This is a genomic window from Noviherbaspirillum album, assembly GCF_035916955.1.
GTDB lineage: Bacteria > Pseudomonadota > Gammaproteobacteria > Burkholderiales > Burkholderiaceae_D > Noviherbaspirillum > Noviherbaspirillum album.
Genome location: NZ_JAWIIV010000011.1, coordinates 31,187 through 44,361, shown reverse-complemented (window position 1 = coordinate 44,361; position 13,175 = coordinate 31,187). Strand labels below are relative to the sequence as shown.

General features: G+C 51.6%; 6 protein-coding genes. 3 read left to right on the top strand and 3 right to left on the bottom strand.

Translation table 11 applies throughout. The annotated features are described in order from the left end of the window. Positions 1-108 precede the first annotated feature (108 nt). Both RY831_RS14580 and RY831_RS14575 read right to left on the bottom strand, forming a co-directional pair. Complete coding sequence (locus tag RY831_RS14580; protein ID WP_326507093.1) at positions 109-1,062, bottom strand: ParB/RepB/Spo0J family partition protein; 954 nt, start codon at positions 1,060-1,062, stop codon at positions 109-111. Between the two features lie 13 nt (positions 1,063-1,075). Continuing rightward, positions 1,076-1,729 carry a nucleotide-binding protein gene (locus tag RY831_RS14575; RefSeq protein WP_326507092.1) on the bottom strand — a complete coding sequence of 218 codons (654 nt, stop codon included), beginning with the start codon at positions 1,727-1,729 and terminating at the stop codon, positions 1,076-1,078. 3,847 nt (positions 1,730-5,576) lie between these two features. On the opposite strand from RY831_RS14575, the gene RY831_RS14570 reads away from it, so the two are divergent. From RY831_RS14570 to RY831_RS14560, 3 genes are all read left to right on the top strand, one after another. Further along, entirely contained in the window at positions 5,577-6,200 is a 624-nt protein-coding gene (locus RY831_RS14570; protein ID WP_326507091.1) for a hypothetical protein, read from the top strand. Between the two features lie 203 nt (positions 6,201-6,403). After that, positions 6,404-8,203: a TnsB C-terminal domain-containing protein gene (locus RY831_RS14565; protein WP_326507090.1), complete on the top strand. Its 1,800-nt coding sequence runs from the start codon at positions 6,404-6,406 to the stop codon at positions 8,201-8,203. Positions 8,204-8,264: 61 nt separating this feature from the next. Beyond that, the gene (locus tag RY831_RS14560) at positions 8,265-9,218 is read left to right on the top strand and encodes an AAA family ATPase (protein ID WP_326507089.1); all 954 of its coding nucleotides are present in this window, start codon (positions 8,265-8,267) and stop codon (positions 9,216-9,218) included. Positions 9,219-10,391: 1,173 nt separating this feature from the next. On the opposite strand, the gene RY831_RS14555 is transcribed toward RY831_RS14560, so the two are convergent. Then, on the bottom strand, positions 10,392-12,968 hold the full coding sequence (locus tag RY831_RS14555) for a sensor domain-containing protein (protein ID WP_326507088.1): 2,577 nt from the start codon (positions 12,966-12,968) through the stop codon (positions 10,392-10,394). Positions 12,969-13,175 lie beyond the last annotated feature (207 nt).

Sequence of the window (13,175 nt, the reverse complement as noted above, 5' to 3'; positions counted from 1 at the left end):
TAGCCTAGTTAAAAGATAATCTCTCGGAGTGGAGGGCGCGGCTTACTTGACCTTGCAAAGAAGGGACGAACGCTAGAAGTACGGCAAGCCTGCGACGCCCTATCCTACCTAATCTTGCTCGGACAGAAACCTAGAGACCAATTTGTTCAATTCATCTTGCAACTGGTCGATATGCTTTTCGTCGGTTACGTCCTTTATCTCAAGGATAAGCCTCCCCTGCCCTGCAAATCGCTTGACGGTCGAAGTGCCGCGGTCAAAGTTCAACGTCTGGGTGTTTCCTCTGACACGTGTAGACGGACCTTTTTGGAAAGCGACGCGCCTTGCATCAACATCGCGTGAACTCAGATCTTTACTTGCGACCTCAACGATGAGTGTTTCAGTATCTGCTTCACCGGCCACGTCAAAGAACCGTTTAATTGCATCGAGCATTCGTAGGTTCATCAACGCCGGCCGCTCCGTAAGCATTGCCATCAACGGTTTGGGCAGATTCGCCAGTCCGAGAATACGGTTCACAACAGTCGGGTCAACGTTCAAACGACGCGACAGTTCTGCTTGGCTTGGGAAGATTTGCCGATCGAGTAGCATCTTCCAGGCTAATGCATCATCAATCGGTGTTTGCGCCTCTCGGTCTATGTTCGCCGCACGTGAGGAGAGATAAAGAGCCTGTTCGTTTTCCGGTTTAGGACGGATCTCGACCCTGAGAGTGGGTATTTCGGCGATACGGCATGCCTCAAGTCGCCGATGGCCATCGATTAAACACACGGTGCCCTGATCATCTAGATAGCCGAGGGCAGCAACCTCCTGCCCTCTCTCTTTCATTCCCTGCGCAAGCTCATCCAATCCCGCAGGTGAGACAACACGTCGTGCGTTGAGTGGATTAATTTTCAGTTCGTGAACCGGGACCTGTGCGACCTGGCCAATACTGTACGTCGTGCGAGAAGCCGTGATGTCTTGAGCCGGCTCAAGGGGACTTCCTGACGGCCGTATAGCCTCCGGTTGCTTGGTGACTTCTGCGATTCTTGCAATCTCAGCCGCGTCCGGGCGTCTGGCAAACTTTCTCATTCAAAACCTCGTATTAAGCGCGTTGTTCAGTTTCAGCGAAGATTGCACGCATTTCTGCGGCTGCTTTCGGATCGGCCTCTCGACCTTTCAGCTCGTGGACGGCTAACCCGGCGCGACGGGAATTTCTCCAGACTGAGCGATAGCGTAGCGCCGCGTCGAACACTGGCAACTCCGATTCCGCAAGGTATTCCCGAAGAGCGCTCTCCTCTTTCGACTTCGCGTTGGTTGGTAATTGGTTCAGGACGACGAATGCTGGCACCCTTCCATTTTTGTGCTTGGCATCCATTTGCCGAAGTTCTTCGAAAGTATTGAATGTAGACTCAACTTCCATTTGATCGGGGCCGGTAGGAACCAGGACCATGTCAGCAACCTTTGCCGAGTTGAGCATCGTGCTGTAACTATTGGCACCGACGTCGACAATAATCAGGTCGTACTTGGAGGCAAGCTGCTTAAGCTCGTTCTGTGGATTCTCGGACACTGTCAGAAGCGGAATATTCGGCTCAACTTTTCCCTCGTTTCGAATTCGCACCCAAGCGCTCGACGAACCGTTTGTGTCCGTGTCCAACAAAAGGACTTCTAGGTTGTCTGCTACCGCCAACGCCGCCAAGTTTGTCGCCAGCGCGGTTTTCCCTACCCCACCCTTTTCTGCTCCGACAACGATTATCATAACGATCCTGTTAATAAGAAATAGTTGCTCAATAATAAAACATAACACGAGAAAATAAAAGCTTTTTAGCTCCTAGAGTAGATAATAGTTTCGGTGTCGTAGCATGCAAGGCACGACACTCTCGTAACCGCAAATTTATGATTGCTAATGATTTATATAGCAGAGTCATGCTACCTAGCCTTCCCTATCCACCCCGGTCTTCCTCTGCCTGTTTAGCTACTGGTCGGTAATCGCAATGGATATTTGCCGCGAAGATGTCGCCAAATTAGCCTTCCTGATGTGAAGATTCGATCGGCTTGAGCCGGCTCAAGATCTGAATGGCACTGGTTGCAGGAGGGCTAGCGTAACCGGTAATGATCTTAGAGCAATTGGCGATACCGTAAACGGGTCGTCACGACCTACGAATTATTGCCAGTTCTGATCCGGCTAGGGATAGTTAGTAAACTTTTAAGCAGGCGAGCATGACCTTGTACATATTCGCTACGATGTCGGAGTGTCAAATTATGAATTCGGTATATTGGATAGCGACTTTCCGTTTGCAAAGGTCTAAGCTATTCCGACGACCTTCTGCGCACCATGAAAAATTATTCGACCGCTCGAACTCAAATGGAATTCGGCTTCATGCAATCTTGAGCCGGCTCAAGATCATAACCTCCACATCTGAGGAGTAAATTGTTAAGTGTAAGGTCTGTACCGGGTTGATTGCGACCACTACGCCTTGAGCCGAAGCAAGAGCACCAAACCTGACCTTAAGAATCGGAATACGCAGAAAATGGGCGCGCGATAGGGCGATGAATCTTGAGCCGGCTCAAGGTAGCCCAACATGACATTGAGAGTTGATAGGCGCTGAAAATGGGTCGAACAAGCGTATAAATGGATCTTGAGCCGGCTCAAGATTGCGTCGGCGAATATGACGGCCCAGCCGACTGACCGGAAGCCGTTTGGCGAAGATAGGAAAGGATAAATGTAAAGGAGTGGTGCCGCTGCACAGGGCAAGACGCTGCGTCTTGAGGCGGCTCAAGACCATAAAGTGCACCCTCCAAAGCGTACAAACGAATATTTACCGATGGAAATAAACTCGATCCCAGTCTTGAACCGGCTCAAGATCGCGCGCATGAACGCAGGTGAAGTAAGGGCCGAATGAAATTCGTGGAGCGAAATAGTGTGCTTGGATTGGGACGGAAGGACCCTTCAGGCACCGCGAGAAACCTTTGCACGGACCTTATTTGGTTTTTTCTCGTGCCACAGAATATCCCCAATCTCTAATAGCACGAGAAGTAGTGTCAGCGACCCTTGCCTGATGGCATAGTTCACATTCGCTCCATGCAGAATAGGGTTGCGATTGAATGAATCTTGTGGCTGCCTACCTTTGAACAGGCTGTTCAGAAACGCATTGAAGTATCTCATGCTGTCACTTACGGATGGCATGAGCCTAGCGTTCCAAATGTTTTTCGGCAGGGTTGGAGAGAGGTTGTCCTTCAAAGGCAAGCTGCCATATTCCCGATTGGGCCCTTTAATCTGCACGAATAGTGACGGGACGGAAAGCGTGAATTTACCCTAGAAGTGAGCCTGAGCCGCATCTTTGAAAATTGTAGCTCTACATCCACGTGCCTGATGCAGCGCCGCAGCCTCATCAATGAGGCCCATTGTCATTTCTTCGGTCAAATATTCTCTCTAGGAATTCAGCCGTTCCTCGATGGTGAGGATGCGTTTCCGAAGCATTTCTGGAAAGCTTAAGAAGTCGGCGAGGCGTAATTTAGAAGCGAACAGACACGAACCATGGTCCTTACAGAAATTCCTTAGAGGCAACATTAAGTTCGCTGCAAAGGCATGGATCGTTGCCTCTATCTGATTTCTATGGGATACCCACATCCCACGCAAACCTCATCTAAATGGGCAAGATGGGGACGTTTCTACTTCGATATGCAGCAGTGTTTATATGGATTGCCGAAGCCACAAGGACAGGGCGTGTTCCCGCCCGGCTTATCTTCCGTCTTTGCCTGTTCATTCATTGTTTTGGCTTCATGTGGCTATGAACCATATGTTCGTGGTTAGCTGCCAAACCAATGCATCGTCACATCGATGCGATCGGTTGTAATTGTAAATATATGGCGAGTCGCATCCAAGGGAGAAGGGTGGCGCCATGCTCGGTAATGCAACTGAGGCTTTCCATTGTAATTACCGTTTCTCGTTCAGCGCGAGACGGACGTCCAGGCGGTAAATTCTGGCACCACCACTGATGCGTCAAACTTTACATATTAGCTAAAGTGGCGGTAGGTTAGCCAAGGTCAGTATTGGAGGCGCATGACCGTCTTCAACCATCGCAACTTGACGAATGATCGCCCATGCCAAACATACTCCTCTGCAGTCGGCGGCCGTATGCCTGCTTTGCGCGCCTCTAGCGGACTGCCACGCTCAGAACTCGATTCACCAATCCGCTCGAGAATAGCCACGTCCACCCTGAACCTTACTGCCGCCGGCGACCTTGCGCCACGTTTGATGCTGCTGGCCGCGGCATGCGTCAATTCAGTAAGGCAGAAGTACGCAGTTGGATACAAAGCTTCTTAACCAGAGTGATGCTGTTTGAAGCGTGCGCAAGGTCGATCGACCAATGGAGTATGGGCAAAAGGTACTGGCGGAGTAGGGTAAGCAGTCCTACGCACCGTGAGCGTTCTAGATGCGGAGCAGGTCATCGAGGCAAGCCCAGTGGAAGTTTGCATAACCTTACTACCCGCTGAATAGGTTCTGCGGTCAATGATTTCGGCATTCCCGAATTCGAATGCGATCGCATGGCCACCGTTCAACAAGGCATCCATAACTCAAGCATTCAAAAATCGGTCGACTCGCTGGTGAGCCTTCGCTTGGGTCGCATAATGCTTTTGCAGTGAGGAAAAATAGCGTCCTTGGTCAAGTACGCCGATGAAGTCAGGATTCGAGATCCTCACAGCTGGTGGTGCATCATAGATCTGGAAGGGACTATTCTTCATTTCGTAGGTCAACGAGACGACATGAAGATTACGCATCATCTGCCTCCAGCACCGGAAGTGAACGCTGATGAAATGAATTGACAGGCCTCAGGCCTGTCGATCGCGGGCAGGGCGCCGAAGGATGAATGTCGCTAACGGTGTAGCCGCTATCGAGGATCATTTGTGCGAACGGAAAAGACAGGGTTGCGCCCCAATCTGAATGCCGTGATATCGTCAAAAGGGCCTCGGTGGGAATCCTTTACTTAATCTAGGATGCTGTCGTTGCCGACGAACTTTGTTTTAACTCCTGCACCGGACCTAAAAGGCGTCTCAGAATATTGCTATAAGTCATTGATTTTGCAGGACTTATAAATGCCACGGTCGCAAAGATGCCTCAGGTGCAAGCTTTTTTGCGATGAATGATAATGACGATGTGTCGGGCCTAGCGTTCGAACACCGAAGTACCTATTGGATCATGGGGAGGGGGTTTTCCTCCACCATGCGGATGCCATACCCTAAAGAGTGACCTAGGGTGCCATTTTGACGGAGGCGTTGGGCAGTAAGGTGAGCTTTTATGGTAACTCTTTCTCTCCCGAGCAGTATGGTGAGGCTCTAGGGGAACTCTCCGCTATTCCACGTCACCTATCGCAATAGGCCCGTAAGAAGTGAAAATCCGCGAAGGCCATTGTCATGTAAGGCCCAAATTCGTCGAGGAAAGTAATTTTGACTACGCTTTTTTCACCGCTTCCCTCTGAGATCCGGAAATTGTAGTCAAATTTACTATCGTAAATTGGAAAGTAATTTTGACGGTTGGCAGCAGAGGGAAGTAATTTTAGCTATTCGTAGCTTTGGTTTTCCCGAACAAGGCGTACGTTGTCGGAATGACGAGACTGACAACAAGCTTCCATGCCCCAGTTTCAATGGTTCGCCCGCGTGGCTCCCGGCGCATTGAGATCTATGGGCTCAAACTCGATCGGCGAGTCCAATGCTTTGGCGAGGCGGCCTATGGTCAGTGGGTCTGCCTGGAAGCTGACCCCTCGATACAGACTTATTGCGAACGCCCAGCTTTCCTTGAGATAGGCAACGAAAAACTGCTCGTTGATTTCTGGATCAAGCAAGATGACCAGGAAACGCTGTTGATTATTGGCGAGGAGTGTTCATTACAGCGCACTATGCTTGGGAATACCGATTACACGGTCAAGACGATTTCGCAGAACGGGCTCGCTTCTGCACAGGTATGGATAGAGAATTGGGAACGCATCCTGCCAGTTATTACTTCCTGTCGGGGACTCGTACCAGATACGCTGTTGAAGACGATACAGAGGTTGGTCGCTGAACCCATGCAGCTCTCGCACATTGAGAGAGAACTGGTCACTTCGGAGCCCACTATCGTACGTGGAGCGATACTCATGTTGCTTCATCGCGGCCAATTGCGAGCGCCGCAACTCCGCACAGAGCCGCTGTCGTTTCTAACCCAGTTCGCACCGGTGGAGGACGAGTCATGAATCGAAGGCGCAACTGTTTCCTCCAAATAGACACAAGCATCTGGCCCGCAGTCGATCACAATGCCATACCGGCGGAGAAACGAAGAGCGTTCATTGCGCGCTCTACGGCGATAGATCTCTATATCGCCGGAACACCGTTACGTGAGATTGGAAAGCGAACCGGAGTGCATAGCCGGCAATTGTATTGGTTGCTGGACCGATGTTTGACGGAAGCGGACGATGGGCAAATTTATGGGTACCGCGCTCTGCAAAAGAGTCGACGTATCGATCCATATACTCGCACCGCGGAGTTCTCGTCGGTGCATACGGGAACCACGGGCGGTTATGCCGGTGCCTTCAAGGTTCTGCTTGAACGCTACCCAGCCTTGGCAACGTGGCTGCATGGGAAACTTGAGCAGCGCGCGGTCGTACTCGATCAAATTAGCACCGACGGGAAACTGAAGTCGCGGCTACGAAATCTTGGCCATTTGCATGCAGGTTTCATTACGCAGTGTCGAAAGCTGGGCATCACGGGAAACGACTATCCGCTCAATACAGATCGGATGGGAATGCGCACCTTGTCGGCATATGTCAAAGGGGAATTGCTGAGCAAGTTCGGTGCCGCAGCACGTGCGGCCGGTGCCATACGGGTGAAAAGGTTGCCTCATCCCGGAATCGCCGTGCGACGAGGAGCAGTGCGTCCCTATCAGGTGGTTGAATTCGATGGGCACCGTGTCGACGTACGATTGAAGATCGTAATACGTGACCCATTGGGATTTGAAGAAGAAGTCGAAATTGAGCGTATCTGGTTACTGGTCATTATTGACGTTTGCACTCGAGCAGTTCTCGGCTATAACCTGGTTCTCTCACGGGAATATAGCCGGTACGATGTCATCCGAACGATCGAAAAAGCGCTGGCTCCTCACATGCCGCGTTCCTTCGCATTGCCCAATGTCGGATATGGTGCCTCCGGAGGCTTTCCATCCAGTCGCCTGCCTGAACTTGGTTATGCGATATGGGAGCGTATGCGCCTTGATAATGCAAAAGCCAACCTTGCTGACGACACCGTACGTGCTCTTTGTGAGTTCATCGGCTGTGCCGTGGATGCCGGGCCCCCCCATCATCCCAATGATCGGCCTTATATCGAGCGCTTCTTTGGAACGATTGGAAGTACGTTGTCGTCCCGCTTGCCGGGCTATACCGGATCGAATCCGCAGGATGTACGTCGGGCGCTCTCCGACCCTAAAGGAAATCTGCGGCTACTCATTGCACTGAGTGAGATGGAAGAACTGATGGAGGCGTCGATTGCCATCTACAACGCTACGCCACATGACGGGCTCAATGGCCGTACCCCAATAGAGGCGATGGAGTACCTCGTAAGAGGGAAGGGCCAGCTGATCTCCTGGTTACCTGAGCCAAAGCGACGCATGCTATGCCTGATGCAGAAGGCTCGCCGATGTCGTGTACGAGGCTATCTGGCAGAAGGTACACGTGCGCATATCAACCTGTTCCAAGTCCGCTATACAAACAGCGTTCTCGCATCCAGTACTGATCTCTTCGGAAGAGATTTGCGGATCTATTACAACAGCGAAGACCTCCGTACTGTACGGGCATTTCTACCAGACGGATCCGAACTTGGAATCCTGAAGGCGCAAGGAATGTGGGGAGAAATGGCTCATGACCTGAAACTGAGGCAAGAAATTCTGAGGAAACGGGCTGGAAACAAGCTCAAGGCTCGAATCGATTATGAGTTCATGGATGACTTCATGCAGGAAAAACGGGCAAAGGCCAGAACAAGCCGGCGAGCAGCAAGTGATCTCGAACGGACCACTAGAATTCTGGCGAGTGCCCCTGTCGCTATTGTCGAGCCGGAATCAAGTATTGGCCTAAGTTCGACCTCCTTGTTGCCAGAGAAGGGCGGTCAACAGCAATACAAAGACGCACAAAAACAAAAGAGAACAGAAAGCGAAAAGATAAAGCCGCAGCCGCTCACTATTCCATCCGGATTCGTTGGCGGTATCTGAATCGTATTGCTAATTAGGGAGGTCAAGGGGTATGAGACACGTTCGTCCAATCGATCCGGACATGCATCCTATCGTAACAGGCAATTATCGAATCGCGACACCCGCGATACAAGCCTTCCTGGAACTGATCAATCGCTGCTTGCGATACAGGACGACAGGCGCCTTGATTTATGGGCCATCACGCATTGGGAAGACTCGCTCAATCGAGTACTTGCGACTCCTGATGGCTGAGACTCATCCCAAAATTACGACTTACCATGTGCAGGCTGAACATAAACCCCGGCATGCGGAAGGGCCCTTCTTTACCAATCTTTTAGATGCTGTAGGTTGCCCCGATCCGGATAGGGGAACCAACCCAAGCAAGCGAATTCGGCTGATCAGCAAGATAAGGGAGGCGTGCACGAAGAATGGCAGTGGAACCGCGATCATGTTCGTTGACGAAGCCCAGCGTCTTGCGGAAAACGAGTACGAATGGCTCCGCGATGTCCAGGATCACCTCGACCGTATGCAAATCAAGCTGTTTATGTTTCTTGTTGGGCAGCAGGAACTGTATTCGATCAAGGTCAATATGCAGCGGGCAGGTCGCACACAGATCGTCGCCAGGTTGATGGTCGATGAACTTGCCTTCTTCGGCATTCGTAACGTTCATGACGTTGCATCATGTTTGAGTGGGTATGGCGAGACCGCGTTTCCGCAAGAGACTGACTGGACATTCACACGGTTCTATCTGCCTGAGGCGGTTGATGATGGGTACGCTCTGATACAGGATGCACAAATATTGTGGGATGAATTTGTAACTCTCCACAATAAGGCGAGTCTGGGCAGCAAGCTGGAGATTCCGATGGAATCCTTTACGAGGGCAGTAGAAATCGTCCTCAAGGAAAGTGAATTGCAAGACCGGCCGGATTTCCGTCCTTCAAGGGAAATGTGGCGACATGCTGTTCGTAATTCAGGTTACGTACAGGCACGTGTAGCGACAGCTCGTATCCTATCTGAACTTGCCAAGCTGGTATAGCGAGGGAGATTAGAATGACACTGCCCATTATGTTGTTCGACGAGGCCAAATTGAAGCCAGCATTCGGCTATGTGTTTGAGCAAACTTGGGTATATCCATATGAATCCATCGTATCCCTTCTATGGAAATTTGCGAGACAGAACCAGTTGCCCGGACATCTGATTGCGGCTCAGGCAGCAAAGAAGATTACTGACCCCTACGAGGGCATAGAGGCATGTGCAAAGAAAGTGGATATCAGTGGATTAGCCAAAGCACTTGGCCTCCCCAGTAAAACAATCCGCGACTCAGTACTACCGGAGGCACTCCAACGATCCAGCAGCCCTTGGCTAAAGTATTGCAAACTATGCCTCAAGGATGGGTACCATAGCGTTGTGCACCAGCTCAACAGAGTAGGAAAATGCCCTTTCCATAGAATCGACGTGTCGGACGTTTGTCCTGAATGCGGTGGGCGCACTCCTTACCGTCTAGATGCACGATTACTGAATACCCCCTATCGATGTGCAAGTTGCCGTGCGCAGTATGCTTGGCTCATTCCTTCTCCATTGCAAATCGTTCCGATGTCAAAGGAAGCGAGAACGGCCTTCACGCGTGTTCGTTTGGGTTCAGGTGCGCGCCAATAAAGGCCTACGATTGCACGAAAAGTGCAGCTAAAATTACTTTCCATTGACCGCAGCATGCGCGGTTCGTGATTTGCTCAATAAGTCCTTGATCTACAAAGAGAATTGGTGGCAGCAGCGACGTGTAGCTAAAATTACTATCGCAATGTAGCTAAAATTACTTTCCTCTACGAGAGCGCCACCGACGAAGCAGACAGGTAACCGTACTGGTGCGTCTCGTTATCCTCTCCTGTCAAAGAGCGGTCTTGAAGGTAGGCTTTAACATGTCGGGATATTGGAGCAACCCTGATGCGGCACCTAGAGTGCATCGGTTCAAAAGAAAGCCCGAACATCTTGCGATAGACGGGCGAAATCCCCTGTGAGGGCAGGGGCTGGAGACATAGGTTCACTCATGTAGCTAACGGTTCTTCTATTGTCCAGATTAGCACGCCTTTTTTCAGATGCCATTTATTCTTCGGTGCAAATAGCCCCCTGCCTACCCGACACGTCTTTTGGTGACTTTTGTTTTAGATTTCCTATCACCGTCATAAGCTGCCTCATGGATGCATTGGAAAACTTAGTGCAGCGAACCCGAGTACTGCCGGTACCATGCTGCGAACTGGTCGCCCACCATGGGCTTACACACATGGTATCCCTGGGCTTGATGACAGCCATGGCGGTGCAGGTACTGCAGGGTCGAGCCTGATTCGATACCCTCTGCGACTATCTCAAGTTGCAGCGTACGGCCCAGTGCAATGATGGCTTCAATGATCGCCCGGCTTGCCGTGTCAAACTGAAGCCGATGCACAAAGGATTTATCGACCTTGATCTTATCAAGCGGTAGGCGGCTCAGATAGCTCAGGCTGGAGTAACCCGTGCCAAAGTCGTCGAGCGACACTTTGATTCCGTAATCGCGCACGGCATTCAACACCGTAATGGCATGATCAATATCTTCCATGACTGCGGTCTCGGTCAACTCAATCTGGACGCCCTTACCTGTGATGGAGTGACTTTCGATAATGCCTTGCAGATTGTCTGCGAAATCCTCCTTCCGAAATTGCAGCGGCGATACATTGACTGCAATCGGAATGGCTGGAAGGCCATCGTCTATCCAGGCTGCATGCTGTTGGCATGCGTGACCAAGCACCCACTCGCCAAGACGGCTGATCAATCCGGTCGCTTCCGCCACACGGATAAAGCGATCTGGTCCCATGCCATTGCCCGGCCAACGAAGCAGCGCTTCCACGCTGACCACCTGACGCGTCTGGATATCGATCACAGGCTGATAGTACAGTGAGAATTCATCACGCTTCAGTGCGCCTTTGATATCCTCTTCAATGAGGGACTGCATATAGAATTTTTCAGCCAGGGCCGCGTTATACAGCTGGATGGCGTTACGCCCTTTCTGCTTGGCAGCATACATTGCTGCATCCGCATGGCCAATCAACGTATCGACATCAACGCCATCGCGAGGATAGATGCTGATGCCGATTGAGCACGATAAGGACGCCTCCACCGAGCCGATATGATAAGGCTGGCTGATGGTCTTGATCAGATGCTGGGCTACTTTCTCCCCCGCGTTTGCTTCCTGATAGTGGGGTATCAGGGCGAGAAACTCGTCGCCCCCAAGCCTGAACACCATGTCCTCGCCGCGCATGTTACTCCTTAGCCGATGTGCGATCTTGCGTAATACGGCATCCCCGACCTCATGCCCATGGATGTCGTTGATTGGCTTGAAGCGGTCGAGGTCGATGAATAATACGGCCACTTCCTGCTGCGTCCTGTTTGCCGAGGCAAAACTATGACGCGCATACTCGTACAGCAGGGAACGATTGGGCAATCCAGTCAGCGGGTCATGCAAGGCTGCCTGCCGGATCTTCTCTTCGGCTTGACGTCGTTCGCTGTAATCATGGCAGATGACCATGACCTCACGCACATGGTGACCGCTTTCGCTAATCGGAACACACGTGACCCGCAGGTTGCGCAGACCGCCCTCTGAAGCGAAGTCGATATCCTCCGCCTGCAGGGCCGCCGAAATAAGTGCTTCACGTAGTAACGGCTGGAATAGCGATAGGATAGAGTTGGGTGGCGTATTCTTCGCATGCTGTCCAATCAAATCTCCATCCTGCTTGCCGAGGTTGCGGACTGCTGCCAGATTGACATACTGGATGCGCTGATCGGGATTGTAGATCACCACCATGTCCGGAATATGGTCAAACGCGAGGCGCAAGCGTTGCTCACTCACCCGTAGCGCTGTCTCCGCCATCAGGCGCTTGGTGACATCCTGCACGGTCAATACTGCAAGCGGTTCACGCGACTGCGGTGTGTAGACCAACTTGCCGGATATGTTTGCAATCCACGACCTGCCGTTATCGGGGCGATGTATAACCAGTTCAGCCTTGGATTCGGCTTCGCCGTGCAATAGTCTGTAGACAGGCCAGTCTTCGACAGGAACGGGCTCGCCATCCAACGTGCTGACCTCAAACGTGTCTGCCAGCAGCTCGGGCGATGAATCAACCTCACTCTGGGTTCTATACCCGAACAGCCGTAAAGAGGCCGGATTGGCTTCCAGCAGCTTGCCTTCACTGGAGAACACGATCACCCCTTCACTCAGGCTGTCAAGGACAGCCTTCAGGCGCGCGCGGCTTTGTTCTCCCTGGTGTTGCGCACGTATGCGGGCATCGATGTTCTTGACGATGGCAATGAAATAGCAAGGCATGCCCCATACGTCGCGCACCAGCGATACGCTCAGATGACCCCAGACCAGCTCTCCATTCTTCTTGATATAGCGCTTCTCAATCGAATAGGAGGTTCGCTTGCCAAGCAACATCTCGTTGACCAGATGGAGGTCTGGGGCCAAGTCTTCTGGATAAGTGAGTTCTTGAAAAGTCTTGGTGTGCAGCTCTTGCTTGGTATAGCCAAGCATCTCGCATAGAAAAGGATTGATGCGCAGCCATCTGCCGTCAAGTGTGACGTGTGCTATACCGACCGCTGCAAGGTCAAAGGTGGTTTGATAGATCTGTGTGACTTCATCTACCTTGGCTTCGGCGTGGGCCAAGGCGTCCTGTGTCAAGCTCAAGGTAGTGACCTTTTCCTCGAGCAAGGCTTCGAGTCTGGCAATCCGCTGCTGCAATTCTCCGACATTGGTACCCATCGTTAGCACCTCTGGAGTCGATACGACGCGATCAAAGCAATCTGACAAGCAACGGTCGCTCTGTGTCTACTAGCATCGGCGTTGACGGAGGAGCGAACGTTCCACTGTCACATTGATTCTCGCACCATATTTGTCACTGTCCCAGCATTTCGGCCACGCGATACGAGCGGCGGCAAATGTGTTCACCTCCGTATATTCTGGAAAAAC

Excerpts from the sequence above, each read along its gene's own strand:
- RY831_RS14560 (WP_326507089.1), top strand. The coding sequence starts at position 8,265 with ATGCATCCTATCGTAACAGGCAATTATCGAATCGCGACACCCGCGATA.
- RY831_RS14575 (WP_326507092.1), bottom strand. The coding sequence starts at position 1,729 with ATGATAATCGTTGTCGGAGCAGAAAAGGGTGGGGTAGGGAAAACCGCG.
- RY831_RS14570 (WP_326507091.1), top strand. The coding sequence starts at position 5,577 with ATGACGAGACTGACAACAAGCTTCCATGCCCCAGTTTCAATGGTTCGC.
- RY831_RS14580 (WP_326507093.1), bottom strand. The coding sequence starts at position 1,062 with ATGAGAAAGTTTGCCAGACGCCCGGACGCGGCTGAGATTGCAAGAATC.
- RY831_RS14555 (WP_326507088.1), bottom strand. The coding sequence starts at position 12,968 with ATGGGTACCAATGTCGGAGAATTGCAGCAGCGGATTGCCAGACTCGAA.